The 14,837-nt window shown below is 59.7% G+C and carries 15 protein-coding genes and 3 tRNA genes; 10 read left to right on the top strand and 8 right to left on the bottom strand.

All coding sequences use genetic code 11. From position 1 onward, the window contains the following. Positions 1–28: 28 nt before the first annotated feature. The 6 genes from DWY95_RS11230 (at position 29) to DWY95_RS11205 (ending at position 5,221) form a co-directional block, all read left to right on the top strand. Positions 29–1,048 (top strand): N4-gp56 family major capsid protein, encoded by a 1,020-nt coding sequence (locus DWY95_RS11230; RefSeq protein ID WP_243082730.1) that lies wholly within the window; start codon positions 29–31, stop codon positions 1,046–1,048. Positions 1,049–1,147: 99 nt separating this feature from the next. Beyond that, positions 1,148–1,363: a hypothetical protein gene (locus tag DWY95_RS11225; protein ID WP_097791897.1), complete on the top strand. Its 216-nt coding sequence runs from the start codon at positions 1,148–1,150 to the stop codon at positions 1,361–1,363. Positions 1,364–1,435: 72 nt separating this feature from the next. Beyond that, on the top strand, positions 1,436–1,822 hold the full coding sequence (locus tag DWY95_RS11220) for a hypothetical protein (protein WP_118553558.1): 387 nt from the start codon (positions 1,436–1,438) through the stop codon (positions 1,820–1,822). A gap of 13 nt (positions 1,823–1,835) precedes the next feature. Further along, the gene (locus DWY95_RS11215; protein ID WP_118553557.1) at positions 1,836–3,728 is read left to right on the top strand and encodes a hypothetical protein; all 1,893 of its coding nucleotides are present in this window, start codon (positions 1,836–1,838) and stop codon (positions 3,726–3,728) included. A 4-nt stretch (positions 3,729–3,732) separates the two neighbouring features. Next, positions 3,733–3,921, top strand: coding sequence for a hypothetical protein (locus DWY95_RS11210; RefSeq protein ID WP_097791894.1), 189 nt, complete (start codon positions 3,733–3,735; stop codon positions 3,919–3,921). Between the two features lie 13 nt (positions 3,922–3,934). Next, positions 3,935–5,221: a cell envelope biogenesis protein TolA gene (locus tag DWY95_RS11205; RefSeq protein WP_118553556.1), complete on the top strand. Its 1,287-nt coding sequence runs from the start codon at positions 3,935–3,937 to the stop codon at positions 5,219–5,221. A 409-nt stretch (positions 5,222–5,630) separates the two neighbouring features. On the opposite strand, the gene DWY95_RS11200 is transcribed toward DWY95_RS11205, so the two are convergent. From DWY95_RS11200 to DWY95_RS11185, 4 genes are all read right to left on the bottom strand, one after another. Next, a tRNA-His gene (locus DWY95_RS11200) sits at positions 5,631–5,704 on the bottom strand. A 7-nt stretch (positions 5,705–5,711) separates the two neighbouring features. Next, positions 5,712–5,785: transfer RNA gene (locus tag DWY95_RS11195), tRNA-Arg, on the bottom strand. Positions 5,786–5,931: 146 nt separating this feature from the next. Continuing rightward, a complete protein-coding gene (locus tag DWY95_RS11190; protein ID WP_118553555.1) occupies positions 5,932–6,471 on the bottom strand; it encodes a phosphatase PAP2 family protein in 540 nt (179 codons plus the stop codon). Between the two features lie 18 nt (positions 6,472–6,489). Continuing rightward, positions 6,490–7,053 (bottom strand): DUF1643 domain-containing protein, encoded by a 564-nt coding sequence (locus DWY95_RS11185; protein ID WP_118553554.1) that lies wholly within the window; start codon positions 7,051–7,053, stop codon positions 6,490–6,492. A 179-nt stretch (positions 7,054–7,232) separates the two neighbouring features. Here DWY95_RS11185 and DWY95_RS11180 point away from each other — a divergent pair, with 179 nt between their 5' ends. From DWY95_RS11180 to DWY95_RS11170, 3 genes are read left to right on the top strand one after another with little or no spacing between them, the layout of a single operon-like run. Then, positions 7,233–9,158 (top strand): BMP family ABC transporter substrate-binding protein, encoded by a 1,926-nt coding sequence (locus DWY95_RS11180; RefSeq protein WP_118553553.1) that lies wholly within the window; start codon positions 7,233–7,235, stop codon positions 9,156–9,158. A 36-nt stretch (positions 9,159–9,194) separates the two neighbouring features. Continuing rightward, a complete protein-coding gene (locus tag DWY95_RS11175; RefSeq protein ID WP_118553552.1) occupies positions 9,195–9,857 on the top strand; it encodes a metallophosphoesterase in 663 nt (220 codons plus the stop codon). Between the two features lie 15 nt (positions 9,858–9,872). Further along, positions 9,873–11,369: a carboxypeptidase M32 gene (locus tag DWY95_RS11170; protein ID WP_118553551.1), complete on the top strand. Its 1,497-nt coding sequence runs from the start codon at positions 9,873–9,875 to the stop codon at positions 11,367–11,369. A gap of 106 nt (positions 11,370–11,475) precedes the next feature. On the opposite strand, the gene DWY95_RS11165 is transcribed toward DWY95_RS11170, so the two are convergent. Next, positions 11,476–11,805: a DUF6465 family protein gene (locus DWY95_RS11165; protein ID WP_097793145.1), complete on the bottom strand. Its 330-nt coding sequence runs from the start codon at positions 11,803–11,805 to the stop codon at positions 11,476–11,478. A 184-nt stretch (positions 11,806–11,989) separates the two neighbouring features. Then, positions 11,990–12,469 (bottom strand): hypothetical protein, encoded by a 480-nt coding sequence (locus DWY95_RS11160; RefSeq protein WP_118553550.1) that lies wholly within the window; start codon positions 12,467–12,469, stop codon positions 11,990–11,992. 348 nt (positions 12,470–12,817) lie between these two features. Here DWY95_RS11160 and DWY95_RS11155 point away from each other — a divergent pair. Continuing rightward, positions 12,818–12,896, top strand: a tRNA-Leu gene (locus DWY95_RS11155). A gap of 62 nt (positions 12,897–12,958) precedes the next feature. On the opposite strand, the gene DWY95_RS11150 is transcribed toward DWY95_RS11155, so the two are convergent. Beyond that, complete coding sequence (locus DWY95_RS11150; RefSeq protein ID WP_097775163.1) at positions 12,959–14,455, bottom strand: site-specific integrase; 1,497 nt, start codon at positions 14,453–14,455, stop codon at positions 12,959–12,961. Positions 14,456–14,457: 2 nt separating this feature from the next. Then, positions 14,458–14,823, bottom strand: coding sequence for a helix-turn-helix domain-containing protein (locus DWY95_RS11145; RefSeq protein ID WP_243082728.1), 366 nt, complete (start codon positions 14,821–14,823; stop codon positions 14,458–14,460). Positions 14,824–14,837: the final 14 nt, after the last annotated feature.

Below are 14,837 nucleotides of genomic sequence, written 5' to 3'. Positions count from 1 at the left end.
TACACCGCAAGAAAGAAAGGAAAACCGTATGAACGACACTGCAATGAAGTTCGACCTCCAGCTGTTCGCCGACCCTTCCGCCGCGCTGAACAATACCTCCGGCACCATGACCGCCGAGATGAAGACCTTCTATGAGAAGCGCCTCATCGACCAGGCCGAGCCGCGCCTCGTCCACGACCAGTTTGCGGATTACTACCCGGTGCCCCAGAACGGCGGCAAGACCATCGAGTTCCGCAAGTACGACAGCCTGCCCAAGGCCACCACCCCGCTGACCGAGGGTGTGACCCCCAACGGCCAGACCCTGAACGTGACCACCATCACCAGCGATTTGCACCAGTACGGCGGCTGGACCCCGCTGACCGATGTGCTGCAGATGACCGCCATCGACAACAACGTCGTGCAGGCCACCCGTGTGCTGGCCAGCCAGGCGGGCCGCACCATGGACAGCATCACCCGCGATGTGCTGGCGGGCGGCACCAACGTTCTCTATGCGCCCAAGCAGAGTGCCGACGGCACCGAGACGGCCGTGACCAGCCGCGCCGGTCTGGACAAGACCTGCACCCTGACCCCGAAGCTGTTCTTCCAGGCGGCAGCCCAGCTGGGCGCGATGAACGCCGACCCCATCGGTGACAGCTACATCGCCATCATCCACCCCTATGCCGCCTACGACCTGAAGACCAGCCGGGAGTTCATCGAGGTGCATAAGTATGCCGACCCGGAGGCCATGTTCCGCGGCGAGATCGGCAAGCTGGGCAACATCCGCTTCATCGAGACCAGCGAGGCCAAGATCTGGAAGGACGCCACCTGCCCGACCGGTCTGGCCGTGTTCGGTACGCTGGTGCTGGGTGCCCACGCCTATGGCGTCACCGAGCTGGAAGGCGGCGGTCTGGAGCACATCGTCAAGCAGCTTGGCTATGGCGACGACCCGCTGAACCAGCGCGCTTCCGTGGGCTGGAAGGGGATGCGCGCCGCCGAGCGTCTGGTGGAGCAGTATATGATCCGCATCGAGAGCGTGTCCAGCTACTCGGCCAATGCGGCGGCGAACTGACCCGCTCCTTTGGCGGGCTGGTTCTGGCCCTGCGGGACGAGAAAAACGCAAGACACAAAAACAGGCGGGCCCTGCGACGGAGGGCAGAAAGGAGTTTCTATGAGCGAGAAAAAGGCAGTGCGCATCAAGCTGTTCAAGGACAACAGCCGCTATAAGGAGGACCTGTTCGTCAGCGTCAACGGCGTGAACTACAAGATCCGCCGGGGCGTGGAGGTGGAGGTCCCGCCCGAAGTAGCGGAGGTGCTGGAACACAGCCAGATGCAGGACGAGCGGACGGCTGCCCGCATCGCGGCAGCTGAAAACGCGGCCCAGTGACCTGAGAAAACAGCGGCCCGGCCGGGAACATCGCCCTGCCGGGCTTTTTTCAAAAACGAAAGGAGTTTTGCAATGACGGTAGAACAGGCATTGGCGCGCGCACGGGAGCTGCGGCCGGGGTGCAAGATCTCGGACGAGACCTGCCGCCGCTGGCTCTGCGAAGAAGATGCGCTGCTGCGCCAGCAGCTGTTTGAGAAGAGCAGGGCCGACGAATACGCCGCCGCAGGGGCCGACCTCGCGTGGAGCGGGGAGGCGCTGCCCGATGACACGGTACTGCTGGTGCCGGTGCCCTTTGATGCGCTGTATCCGCACATTCTGTGCGCCCGCATCGATGCGGCTCTGGGCGAGACCGACCGCTATGCCGGGGAGCAGGCTCAGTGCAGCGGCCTGCTGAGCGAACTGGCTGTCTGGCTGCGGCAGAAGCACCCGCCCCGCTGCCGGGCGCAGTGGCGCTGGTGAGGAGGTGGACGCGATGAGCGGAACGAGCCGTGCGGCGGCAGCGACCAGCCGCACCCTGCTGCGGGCCTTTGGCGGCCTGAACGAGACGTACAGCTGTACCGAGGCCGAGGCGGGCAGCAGCAAAAATTTCAGCAGCCGGGACTTCCCGGCACTGAGCACCCGCATCCCCCGCCGCAGGCTGCGGAGCGTCGTGCAGATGAACGGCATCTATCACCTGAACGGCCTGTTGGTAGCGGCGGGGAAGAACCTCATCTACAACTCGGATGAGACCCCGCAGGAGGCCGAGTTTTTCTGGAACGCGGTGGCGGACAGCAAAAAGAAGATGGTGGGCATGGGCACCAAGGTCATCATCTTCCCGGACAAGATCGCCTTTGACACGCGGGACCGTTCGGTGACGAAGCTCGGCGCCGTGTGGGACAGCGGCGGTGCCGATGTGGTGCTGACCCCCTGCGATGCGTCCGGCAAGACCTATACCGTTTCCGGCAAGGGCACAAAGGAGCCGGAAAATCCGGCGGACGGGCAGCTGTTCCTCAAGGTGAACAACATCCAGAAGCCGTACAGCAGCGAGAGCGTGCTGGAAGTCTACAACGAGGCTTCGGGCAACTGGTCGGCCATCGAGCTGAAGTGGTGCCGGATCGAGGCGGGCGGCATCGGGAAGAATTTTGCCGTCTGGGATACCGTGACGGTGAGCGGCGTGGAGGACGGCGATGATCTGCACTGGAAGGAGCTGAAAGGAGACCGCATCGTCACGGCGTGCGGCGACGACTGGGTACAGGTGCAGGCCGAGCCGGGCGGTGATTATTTTTACGGGACCCTGACCAAGGGCCGGGAGATGCTCCGCTGGACCGGCATCGACGGCAAAGGCGCGACGATGGAAGGGAACACCGATGCCTTCCGGCTGGAACGCCGGGTGCCGGACCTGGACTATCTGACCGAGTGCGACAACCGGCTGTGGGGCTGCGCGCAGAATGAGAACGTCATCTACGGCTGCAAGCTGGGCGACCCCACCAACTGGTTCTCCTACCGCGGCATCGCAGAGGACAGCTATGCGGTCACGGTGGGCAGCGACGGGCCGTTTACCGGCGCGGCCACCTGCCTGGGGTCGGTGCTGTTCTTCAAGGAGAACGCCCTGCACAAGCTTTACGGCTCCAAGCCGTCGGATTTCCAGCTCAGTTCCCTGCGCTGCCGTGGGGTGGCCCGGAACGCGGCCAGCAGCCTCTGCGTGCTGAACGAGACACTTTACTATCTCTCGCCGGACGGTGTGATGGCCTGGGATGGGAGCATCCCCACCAAGGTGTCCGAAAAACTGAACACGGCCCGGCTCTCCAACGTGCAGACGGCGGTGGGCGGTGCGCTGGATGGCCGCTATTACCTCTATCTGGCGCGGGACAGCGGCCGGGAAGGAGACGCGCTCGAAGAGCGGCTCCTCGTCTACGACACCGAGCGGGGACTCTGGCAGGAGGAAGACGGCTGCTCCTACGCCATGGCCAGCACCGGCGGGCAGCTCTACCTCTGGGATGGACACGACATCTGGGCCGCTGACCCCAGCCGTGAACGGGACTGGAAGACCACCGAGGGCGTGGAGGAGACGGTGGACTTTGAACTCATCACGGGTGCGTTCGGGATGGACGAGGCCGAGGACCGGTATCTCTCCCGGCTGACGCTCCAGATGGATGCCGTATGCGCCAGCAATGTGGAGCTGGCAATCTGCTACGACGACGGCCCCTGGGAGAAGCTGGCAGAATGGGCCGTGGCCGGGAAGCAGAAGCGGCTCGACCTGCACCTTGCGCCCCGCCGCTGCGGCATGTTCCGGCTGCGGCTGACCGGCAAAGGGCAGATCACCCTGCGCAGTCTGGCGCGCACCCTTGCGACGGCGCGGGGCAGACTGATGGAACAGGAGGCATGACAGGATGGCAAGCATTTCGGGCCTGAGCAAGCTGGGCCTGCCGAAGTTGAGTGAGAAGATGGACCCGGAGGATGCCCGCGCACTGCGGAACTACCTCTACCAGATGCAGGAGCAGCTGCAATACGTTCTGAGCAATCTGGACGTGGAGAACGTCTCGGACGAGCTGGGGGCCAAGCTGCGGAAACTGCAGTGAGAAAGGAGACTCTATGGCAAGCGACAAGAAAAAGAACTACTCCACCGAGGGGCTGAACAGCCGCCAGGAGGTGCAGGATGCACTGGCGTCGGCGGGGTATCAGCCCTCTGAGCGGGTGACAGAAGCGGAAGCGGCCCTGAAAGCGCAGCAGAGCGCTGCCCCCGGCAACTACCAGAGCCGGTATCAGGACCAGATCGACCGCACCCTGAACGACCTGAACGCGCGGAGAGCGTTCCACTACAACTACGCGCAGGACCCGCTGTACCAGCAGTATGCGCAGGCGTACACCCAGAACGCCCACAACGCCAGCGCCGATGCTGCCGCACAGGCCGCTGCGCTGACGGGCGGCTACGGCTCCAGCTATGCGGCCAGCGTGGCCCAGCAGGCCTACCAGCAGCAGATCGGGGCGTTGAATCAGGCCATCCCGACGCTGTATCAGCTGGCGCTGGACACCTACGACAGCGGCGGCGATGCGCTGGTCTCCCGGCTGGACCAGCTCAACACGCAGGAGCAGAACGCGCAGGGGCTGTATCAGCAGAAACTTTCGGACTATTACACCCGGCTGGAACAGCTGGGCAACGCCTACAACACGGCCTATCAGCAGGACTACGGCCAGTATCAGGACTACCTGAGCCGTCTGGACACCCTGTATGGCAACTACGCCGCGCAGGAACAGGAGGCCGCTGCCCAGAAGCAGCAGCGGTTCAACAATGCGGTCACGGTGCTGGGCCTCATCGGCGACGCGGTGCAGATCGCGCTCTCCGGCACCACGGGCCTCGGCTCGCTGGCGGGGTCGCTCGTGAACACCGGGTACAACATCTACGCGAACAACCATGCCTATGAGGCAGACCGTGCGGATACGGCCTGGAACCAGCAGATGCAGGAAAAGCAGGTCCAGAACGCGCAGGCGCAGCAGAAGTACGACAACGACTTTGCGCAGCAGCAGTATCAGGACAAGCTCCGCCAGCAGCAGTTCAATAATCAGGTGACCAGCGAAAAACTGAACATCGCCAAGGGCGAATGGGCCCTCAAGCAGTCCAAGGCGGCCCAGCAGGCCCAGAAAGCCAGCGCGGCAGCGGCCCAGAAAGCGGCAGCAGCGGGGGCTTCGGGCACGTCGGGTCCGGGCAGCGGGAACCTGAACGTGGGCAAGAGCGGTGTGCTGGGCAGCACGGCAGTGCCCTACACCGCCGCCCGCCTGCGCAGCCAGGGCCGGAGCGATGCCGCCATCCGGACGGAGCTGCTGAAGGAAGGCTACAACAGCAAAGAAGTCGGGGAGATCATGAAACAGCTCAACAGCTGAAAAAAAACAGCCGCAGCGCAGAAGTGGGGGCTTCTGTGCTGCGGCTGGGGTCGTTTTGGAACGGTGGAAGCAGAGAAACGCGGGGCCGTGCTGTTCGAGTCCCACAAGGCACCCAACGTGGGGCCACAGTAGACATTCCTAGTGGTCTAGGACCCGCGCACTAACAAACAGCCCACTGGGCTGTTTGTTACCCCGCCGCTGGCGGGGCCGTGCTGTTCGAGTCCCACAAGGCACCCAACGTGGGACCACGGTAGACATTCCTAATGGTCCAGGACCCGCGCACTAACAAACAGCCCACCGGGCTGTTTGTTACCCCGCCGCTGGCGGGGCCGTGCTGTTCGAGTCCCACAGAGAAACACAAAAGAAAAAAGACCAAGAATCATTTGATTCTTGGTCTTTTTGATGAGAGGGTGCCTTGTGGGACTCGAACCCACGGTCTCCAGATCCACAATCTGGCGCGTTAACCGACTACGCTAAAGGCACCACATAATGCGCCCGAAGGGACTCGAACCCCCGGCCCACTGCTTAGAAGGCAGTTGCTCTATCCACCTGAGCTACGGGCGCACGTTGTTATCCCATTGGGTTCCTTATCTTGGGCAGGCCACCGTCGGAGGCGGGCTGCGAGAAGTATAATACCATACCCATCGGGTTCTGTCAAGCAAAAAAGTGGATTTTTTTGAAATTTTTCGGCCGGGCGGGTCGAGCAGCTCTCAGAGCAGCCGCATTCCGACGATGCCAAGCGAAAAACCGAGCAGGGCACCGGCGATGACATCGCGCGGGAAATGCACTCCGGCCAGCACCCGCAGCACACAGATGGCCACGGTGACAGCGACCATGACGCCGCCGACCGCCGGATAAAAAGAGAGCCACACGGCCGCCAGAACGGCCGCGCTCAGCGCGTGGCGGGAAGGGAAGGACTGGCCGCGGGTCTCCTTTTCCACCAGCGGGGTGAAGCCGGGCTGCTCATACGGGCGGGGAAAGTTGAGCTTTTTGCGCAGCAGAGTGCCGCCCAGAAAAACGAACCCCGGCACCAGAATGGCGCGGGCGATGCACTGCATGAAATCAAGGGCGGTCTGGTCCAGCCCGCCCCGCAGCAGCCGGAACCACTGAAGGTTCAGCAGCACCAGCAGTACCGGGTAGCAGACGAACGGCACCGCCGGGAGCCAGTGGTTCAGCAGGATGACGAGCTGCTTTGCCGCCGGGTGGGCGTTCAGCCAGTGCAGGATCTTCTGATAGTGTTCCGGTGTCATGGTGCAGGCCTCCCTTGGTCAGAAACAGGTGTCGAGATATTCTTCCACATCGAACGGCTCCGGGGTGGAATCCTTGCGCAGGTAGAGCGGGTGGTGGGGGTGGCCCTTCTTGCTCCGCTTGCCGAAGGTGACCCACGGGATCTCCCGCTCACGGGTCAGGGCCACCATCTCCCGCATCAGGCCGGGCAGGTAATCCCGCTTTTCGATCAGGGTGCCCCAGGCCGCCCACATGGTCGGCTCGGTCTCGGCCAGCACGGCCCGGAGCCAGAGCAGGTTCTCGTCGCAGAGGGCGCGGTCGGGGACCTTGTCCATATCGTTGGGGTCGGTGGCACGCTGGGGGTAGACGTTGAACATGATCCAGCTGTCAAAGCCGTTGGCATTGGCCAGCCGTTCCACGCTTTTCAGGGTGGGGTCCAGTGCGCCGGGCTGCGCGGTGCTGGGGTTGATGCCGATGCAGACCAGCGGGTGTCTGCCCACCCGGCCCAGCACATAGCGGTAGGGCAGGTAGGTGTGGGGCTCATAATACCAGATGCCGCCGGGGTATTCGCCTGCTTCCAGACGGGGAAGCTGTTCCGTTTGCATAGTCGTTACCTCTCAAAATACGCTCTTCTTTTCTATCGTACCTGAAAATTTGACTGAAATCAACTCCTTCGGGGGAGAAAATCTCCCACAAATCCAAATTTCATGGTATACTGTGCTTGGAGCCGTGTATGCTCCAAAGAGTGGAAGAAACCCTTCATTTCCCTGGAAGGAGTCTTGCTATGATAGAAGATTACAGAAATGCGCTGCGTGCGGGCCAGCGTGCATACCGTGCCTGCGTCGCGCGGGGGCAGTCGCCTTATCTGAAAGTCCTGGATGAGATCCTGAACGGTGTGGACATCGTGGCGCAGGAGCCGCTGGGGCTGGTGGACATCCCTGCCGAGAGCATCGTGGGCACCAAGACCAGCGGCCGCCACACGGCGTTTGCCGCCAACTTCATGCCCCTGTTGGACGATGACACCGAGTTCGCCGTCAAGTGGTCGAACCTCTGCGATGCCCATCTGGAAGAGGGCATCCATACCCCCATCATCGCCTACGAATACCTGAACCGGTTCTATGTGCAAGAGGGCAACAAGCGGGTGTCCGTCCTCAAATATTATGAGGCTGTCACCGTCCCCGGCACCGTGACCCGGCTTATCCCGGCCCGGAACGATACGCTGGAAAATAAGATCTACTACGAATTTCTTGATTTTTACAAGCTGTCCAAGGTGAACAACGTGCGCTTCTCCAAACTGGGCGGCTATGCAAAATTGCAGACTTTGGTCTGCAAGGCGTCGGGCGAAGCCTGGACGGACGACGACCGGATGAATTTTTCGTCGCTCTACACCATGTTCAGCCAGCAGTTCTATGCGCTGGGTGGTTCGGCGCTGGACCTGACGCCGGGCGACGCCCTGCTGGTCTACCTTTCGGTCTACCGCTATTCGGACGCCTGCCAGTCCACCCCGGCGCAGGTGCGGGAGAACCTCTCCAAGCTGTGGGATGAGATCAAGATCCTGACCGAGCCCCACGCGGTAACGCTCTCGCTGGAGCCGAACTCCGCCAGCGAGCCGCTGCTGAGCAAGCTGAACATCTTCAGCCAGAAGCCCAGCCAGCTCAAGGTGGTCTTCCTGCACGAATACGACGCCAAAACGAGCGCCTGGGTGCGCGGCCACGAAAAGGGCATCGAGGCCCTCAAAGCGGAATTTGGCGACCGGCTCGTCATCACCAACCGGGAAAACGTGTCCCCGGAGGTGGATGCGGAACAGATCCTGGAAGAAGTGGCCCACGACAATGCGGATGTGGTGTTCACCACCAGCATCCGGATGCGGCCTGCCTGCCTGAAGGTGGCGGCCCAGCACCCGAAGACCAAAATCCTGAACTGCTGCCTGAACACCCCGCACCCGCTGGTGCGCACCTACTACCCGCGCACCTATGAGGTGAACTACCTGCTGGGTATGCTGGCGGGTATCCTCTCCAAGACAGACCGGGTGGGCTATGTGGCCGCGAACCCGGTGTACGGCATCCCGGCGGCGGTCAACGCCTTTGCGCGCGGGATGCGGGCCGTCCGGCCGGACGGCCATGTGGTGCTCCGCTGGGCCTGTGTGCCGGTGGAGGGTCAGCCGCTGGATTTCTCCGACCGGGAGGACATCACCCTGCTCTACGCCCGCAGCAGCAATGAACCGGCGGACAGCAACCGCGACTTCGGCCTCTGCCGCCGCCTGCCGGACGGCAGCCTGAAGCCGGTGGCGCTGCCGGTGTGGAAGTGGGAGACTTTCTACATCGGCATCATCCGTTCGATCTTCAATGGCACCTGGGGCAGCGAGGCCAGCGGCAAGGCAGTCAACTACTGGTGGGGCCTGCAGAGCGATGCCGAGCGGGTGGACTATTATGAAGAGCTGGCCGGCGGCACCCGCCAGCTGCTGAACATCATCGAGGAGAACCTGCGCAAGCATGAGCTGGCCATCTTCCCGTCGGGCGGGCTGTATGCGCAGGGGCATGTGAAAATGGTGCCGCAGGGGGATACCTACACGCCCAAAGAGCTGATGGAAATGGACTGGCTGGGCGAATGCGTGGAAGGCGCACTGCCGCTCTACGAAGACCTCGACGTCAAAACGCGCGGCCTGATGGAGATCAATGGTCTGGGCAGCCTGAAAGGGATGCCGCTGTAACGAGCAAAAAATTCAACAGAACGGAGCATTGCGGACGTGAAGATACTTGCGATTTCGGATACCCCCTCCAAAGCACTGTGGGATTACTGCACACGGGAGCGGCTGCAGGGGATCGACCTGATCCTTTCCTGCGGCGACCTGCCCAAGAAATACCTGGAATACCTGACGAATTTCACCTCGGCCCCGATCTTATACGTACACGGCAACCACGACGGCAGCTACCGCCACGATGAGCCGGGCGGCTGCATCTGCGTGGACGATGAGGTCTACGTCTGGAAAGGGCTGCGCATCATGGGGCTGGGCGGCTGCATCCGCTACAACCGGGACGAGGATGCCTACCAGTACACCGAGCGGGAGATGCGCCGCCGGGTGCGGAAGCTCTGGTTCAAGGCCCACCGCGCGGGCGGCATCGACCTGCTGCTGACCCATGCCCCGGCAGGCGGCCTGAACGATGGCTTTGACAAGGCCCACAAGGGGTTCGACTGCTTCAATGACCTGCTGGAAGAATACCAGCCCAGGTGGTTCGTGCACGGCCATATCCACCTGAGTTATGATGCAAAGCTGCCCCGCGTATGTAGCTGCGGACGCACGACGGTCATCAATGCGACCGAGCGGTATGAGTTCGAGATCCCGGACCCGGACCCGCAGGCCCGGCACAAATTTTTCTGGAAAAATCCCGCCTTCCCGACGGAAGAATGAAAAAGGAGAAGCCCCATGGAACAAACAGAACAACTGGCCCGCCTTGACGCATTGCAAAAGAAACTCTACGCCTATGCCTGCGCGGAGAATTCCCTCTATCTGGACGCCGTGACGGTGGCCCCGAAGAATACCGCCGAGGGCAGGGGCGTGGCTCTCGGCATTCTAGCCGGAGAGCACCAGAAGCTGATGACCGACCCGGAGACGAAGCGCCTGCTGGATGAACTGGCTGCGGCGTCCGGCTCGCTCGATGCTCTCCACAAGCGCGAGGTGGAGCTGCTGCGCCGCGAGAGCGGGAAACTGGCTCGCATCCCGGCGGACGAGTATATGGCCTACACCGAGCTGACCAACCGCGCCAGCGATGTTTGGCACAAGGCCAAGGAGAACGATGATTTTGCTTCGTTCTGCCCCGTTTTGCAGGAGCTTGTGGATTACAACCGGAAATTTGCGGGCTACTACGATGCAGCCAAGGCTCCCTACGACGCCCTGCTGAACGAGTATGAGCGCGGGGTGGACACCCGGCAGCTGGACGCCTTCTTTGAGACGCTGCGGGACGGCATCGTGCCGCTTGTCCGGGCCATCGGCGAGAAGCCCCCGGTCGATGACAGCTTCCTGCATCTGGAATATCCGGTGGAGCGGCAGAAGGCCTTTGCCGACTACATCATGGAGGTCATGGGCATCGACCGCGGCCACTGCGGCCTTGGCGAGACCGAGCATCCCTTCACGCTGGAGTTCAACAACAAGGATGTCCGCATCACCACCCATTACGACCTGCACAACGTGGCCTCGTCGATGTACTCCGTCCTCCACGAGGGCGGCCATGCGCTGTACGAGCTGGGTATCCGGGATGACTTGCAGTATACCTGCCTGGCCGGCGGCGTCAGCATGGGCGTCCACGAGAGCCAGTCCCGCTTTTACGAGAACCTCATCGGGCGTTCCCGCGCGTTCCTTGAAGCCATCTACCCCAGGGTGCAGGCGTTCTTCCCGGAGCAGCTGGGCGGGGTGAGCGCCGAGCAGTTCTACCGGGCCGTGAACAAGGTGGAGCCGAGCCTCATCCGCACCGAGTCGGACGAGCTGACCTACTGCCTGCATATCATGGTGCGGTACGAGATCGAAAAACAGCTCATCGGCGGTACGCTGCGGGCAGAGGAAGTCCCGGCCGAGTGGGCCCGCCTGTATCGGGAATATCTGGGCGTGGAGGTCCCCAATGACCGGGAGGGCTGCCTGCAGGACAGCCACTGGTCCGGCGGCTCCTTCGGTTACTTCCCGTCGTATGCGCTGGGCAATGCCTACGGCGCGCAGATGCTCCGCAGGATGGAGCAGGCGTTCGATGTGTTCGGGCAGGTGGCAAAGGGCGACCTCTCCGGCGTGACCGGCTGGCTGCGGGAGCATGTGCACCAGTACGGCCAGCTGCTGGAACCGGCCGACGTGGTCCGGAATGCCTGCGGCACCCTTGACCCGCAGGTGTACCTCGATTACCTGACCCGAAAGTACACAGAGCTGTACGCGTTGTAAGCTGTAAAAAACAAACAAAAAAGCGGCACCGGATGCAGTTCCGATGCCGCTTTTTTGTTTCACAGTGGAGCCATCACAGTTGTGGGAACGGATGGAACACAGCCGCTCAGAGAGGGAGCTTGCCGCTGACTTTGTTCACGACGTAGTAAGCAGCTTCCTCTTCGGGCTTGATATACACCTTGCAGGACTGGACGCCGACCTTGTGGGTCAGACGGTAATCGGCCTTGGCACGGTCTACCAGGTCGGTGATGTTGTACTGCTTGCCGCCGTGCTCAACATAGACTTCCGGTGCCAGCGGCGGACGGCCGCGATGCGCCGTTTTGCCGGTCTTGGCAGTGGTTTTGGCGGCCTTGTCCGCTTTGGCCGTCTTACGCGCAGTCTTTTCCACAGCAGGAGCGTCTGCGGCGGTGGAGACAACGTTTTTTTTCTCAGACATGGATTCAACCTTCTTTCTCAAAAATATCTGCGCTGTATACAGCGCTGGATGACCCCAATGAAAAGAATCGATTTCAAACGGTCACATATAATTATATAATAGTGACTTCGGAATCATTTGTAAAGAGGTTTTTCGAAAATAGGTCTGATTTCAGCAAGAATCTGCGTAAGAATCTGAAAAAGAATTACTCTTTGCATAGCTCTTCGGCACGGCGGACGATGGGGGAAAGCAGCGAAGAATCCCAATCTTCCGCAAGGACAAATAGATCGTCACAGATCTCCTTCCGGATGCGGTCGGTGCTGCGCCGCTGGGCAAGTGTGAACAGCGCAGCCAGGAGCCGCAGCTTCAGGGTGCGAAGCTCCTCCGGTGCATCCCACAGCCGGGCCAGGTCGTAGTTGTCGGTGTTGCCGCAGCGCATGGTGCAGGTGGCGCAGTTGGGCGCGACCCGGTGCTTCTCGGTCTCGACGATGTCCTGCATCCGGCGCAGAGCGTCCTCGGCGGCATCTGCCCTGGCCGCCTGCCGCAGCCCGGCGGCCAGAACGTGGTCGGTGTCTTCGGTCTTCGGTTCATTGACGGTGGCGCGCGCCAGCCCGATCAGTGCGCCCAGCAAGCGGTCCCGCTGGCGCTGTGCAGCCGTCGCAGGAGCAGAAAGCAGTGAATCCATAGATCCTCCTTTTGATCGGGGAACTCTCCCCGGAATGGTGCATTCAGTATACACGAAAAACCCGAAGCTGACCAGAGATCGGGCCGTTTTTGAAAAAAATATTTTTCCGGCTTGATTTTGCGGCAAAAATAGATTATAATATCACTGTTCTGTATGGAATCAGCCGGTGTGTCGGAATGGCAGACGAGGGGGACTCAAAATCCGCTTCGTGATTTTTCTTGTCTGTACGAGAAATTCACGAGTGTGCGTTGAATTTTGAAGGTTTGTCGAAGCAGGATTTCTTACATCCCTCCTGAACATCCCTCCAATCTTCAGAAACCGGTACGAATGTCTCAAAATTGAATATCAGCCGATGTGGCGGAATGGCAGACGCAAACGACTCAAAATCGTTCGGGAAACCATGTGGGTTCGAGTCCCACCATCGGCACTTCATCATAAAACAGCTTAGGATCGAAAGATTTTAGGCTGTTTTTCTTTTTTGTCCATTTTTTATACTTTGGCGTTTTCTGGGAAGATATTGACGATTGCATTCGCCGAAGATACCTTACTGGAGAAATCCAGATGTGTATAAATGTTGCTTGTCGTGCTGATGTCGCTGTGCCCCAGCCACTCCTGAATCTCCTTCAGGCTCACGCCATTGGCATAGAGCAGACTGGCGCAGCTATGGCGCAGATCGTGAAAGCGGATACGCTTCATCTGGTGTGCGACCAGAAAATCCGGGAAATGTTGGCTCAGGAAATCGGGCCGAATCCGTTTTCCCATCGGGTCTACATAGATATAGTCAAGATAATCGGTGCAATAGCTTTTGCCGCAGACCTTCCGATTCTGCTCCTGCTCCTTTTTCATTTTATTGAGCATCTGCTCACAGGCAGGGATTAGGGGAAGTGTCCGGCAGCTCGACTTTGTTTTTGTCTTATCTCGTGCGATTTCTGTTAGCGTTCCGTTGACCTTTGCGGTCACAACCGTATGCTGAATGCTGATTTTCTTGTTTTCAAAGTCAATGGCATCCCATTTCAAGCCAACAACTTCACTGCGCCGCAGGCCGTAGAATGCAGCCATGATAACGCCAAACTCCGAAGGGTCACCTTGAATCGCTTTGAAAAGCTGCTCCAGTTCTTCACCGCTGTAAATCTCCGACTTGAACTTTTCCTTACGAGGACGTTCAACGCGATCTGCCGGGTTGGAACGGATCATGCCGATTTGAAAAGCGTACTGCAAGCATTTGCGGATGTTGGCGTGATAGTGAATGACGGTGTTTGCCGTAAGGCCACGATCCAACTCATGCTGGTAGAAGTCTTGGATGTATTTGGGATGCTGTTCCATATCCTGCAATGTATAGTGGAGCGGTTCAAAATATGGGACGATCTTGTGAACGATTGCTCTTTCATAGCTGGTATAGGTTGTGATTTCCACTCGTGACTTCATCATTTTCAACCAGTCCGTGATGAAGTCGGTGAAAAGTACCGGGGAGTTATCAAGGCAGGGGTCAACTTCTTTGATGGGGCTGACCTTCAGCCAATTATTGTCAACGGCATATTGTAGGGCATCGGTCAACTCCTTGTGCCAATCCAGAAGCTGCTGTACACTGGCCTCCTCCTGCTGACGCTCATAGCGGAAGAACGTTTCCAGATCGCGCGGAGAGAGTGCTTTCAAAGACAGCCGCTTCTTTTCAAAGTATGGGACAACTACTCTTCCCAGATCATAAGCATATCTGCCATAGGTTTCGGGCGGAAGGTTCATCACGCTTTCCCGAAGCCAGCGGTTCAGATATTCCGATACCGGCAGGTCGGAAACCTGCTGCATCGTTTCAGGGTTAAACTCTTTTTGTGTTTTACGCAACAGAGATTCAGCTCTTTTTTTGTTTCCTTTAACAGGAAGTCCTGTGCTGATGGATTTGGTTCTGCGCTTTCCATCTGTGTCTTTCCAGCTCAGAATCATCTGATACATACCGTTTTGTTCTCTTAAATGTCCGGCCACATTTGTCATAGTTATGCTCCTTTCTGTTCGCAGCCAAACGTCCTTTGCTTAGGCATCATAAGTTTAGAAGATTCTGGAGTGTTTTGCAAGGATGGCACAAGGGAGTTTGAAAGGTGCATCCCTCCAAGTTGCCGATCCTGATCGAGCAGGTACTCTACCACGCAGAGTTTTGGTATCTTATAGCTGCGTCCTACACGCGCCGAGTGGATCTTATTCTGCTTGACCAACAGATACGCATTCTTCCGGCAGATGCCAAGCATTTCCTGAAGATGCTCCACCGTCACCACATCCGGGTAGCCCTTGAACATCGTCAGGTACCTCTCCGTCTTTCGGTCAGGCTCTTCCTGAATCAAAGTGCAGGCTGCGATCTCGCTCATTCCTGTCCTCTCTT

The sequence above is a fragment of the Faecalibacterium sp. AF28-13AC genome (assembly GCF_003478405.1).
Taxonomy (GTDB): domain Bacteria; phylum Bacillota; class Clostridia; order Oscillospirales; family Ruminococcaceae; genus Faecalibacterium; species Faecalibacterium prausnitzii_E.
Note: the sequence above shows the minus strand (reverse complement) of the source record. Positions and strands in the feature narration are given on the sequence as shown.

What these genes read in the sequence shown, in the direction of transcription:
- DWY95_RS11230 (WP_243082730.1), top strand. Translation starts at nt 29, where the DNA reads ATGAACGACACTGCAATGAAGTTCGACCTCCAGCTGTTCGCCGACCCT.
- DWY95_RS11145 (WP_243082728.1), bottom strand. Translation starts at nt 14,823, where the DNA reads ATGAGCGAGATCGCAGCCTGCACTTTGATTCAGGAAGAGCCTGACCGA.
- DWY95_RS11150 (WP_097775163.1), bottom strand. Translation starts at nt 14,455, where the DNA reads ATGACAAATGTGGCCGGACATTTAAGAGAACAAAACGGTATGTATCAG.
- DWY95_RS11190 (WP_118553555.1), bottom strand. Translation starts at nt 6,471, where the DNA reads ATGACACCGGAACACTATCAGAAGATCCTGCACTGGCTGAACGCCCAC.
- DWY95_RS11210 (WP_097791894.1), top strand. Translation starts at nt 3,733, where the DNA reads ATGGCAAGCATTTCGGGCCTGAGCAAGCTGGGCCTGCCGAAGTTGAGT.
- DWY95_RS11160 (WP_118553550.1), bottom strand. Translation starts at nt 12,469, where the DNA reads ATGGATTCACTGCTTTCTGCTCCTGCGACGGCTGCACAGCGCCAGCGG.
- DWY95_RS11185 (WP_118553554.1), bottom strand. Translation starts at nt 7,053, where the DNA reads ATGCAAACGGAACAGCTTCCCCGTCTGGAAGCAGGCGAATACCCCGGC.
- DWY95_RS11170 (WP_118553551.1), top strand. Translation starts at nt 9,873, where the DNA reads ATGGAACAAACAGAACAACTGGCCCGCCTTGACGCATTGCAAAAGAAA.
- DWY95_RS11165 (WP_097793145.1), bottom strand. Translation starts at nt 11,805, where the DNA reads ATGTCTGAGAAAAAAAACGTTGTCTCCACCGCCGCAGACGCTCCTGCT.
- DWY95_RS11205 (WP_118553556.1), top strand. Translation starts at nt 3,935, where the DNA reads ATGGCAAGCGACAAGAAAAAGAACTACTCCACCGAGGGGCTGAACAGC.
- DWY95_RS11180 (WP_118553553.1), top strand. Translation starts at nt 7,233, where the DNA reads ATGATAGAAGATTACAGAAATGCGCTGCGTGCGGGCCAGCGTGCATAC.
- DWY95_RS11225 (WP_097791897.1), top strand. Translation starts at nt 1,148, where the DNA reads ATGAGCGAGAAAAAGGCAGTGCGCATCAAGCTGTTCAAGGACAACAGC.
- DWY95_RS11215 (WP_118553557.1), top strand. Translation starts at nt 1,836, where the DNA reads ATGAGCGGAACGAGCCGTGCGGCGGCAGCGACCAGCCGCACCCTGCTG.
- DWY95_RS11220 (WP_118553558.1), top strand. Translation starts at nt 1,436, where the DNA reads ATGACGGTAGAACAGGCATTGGCGCGCGCACGGGAGCTGCGGCCGGGG.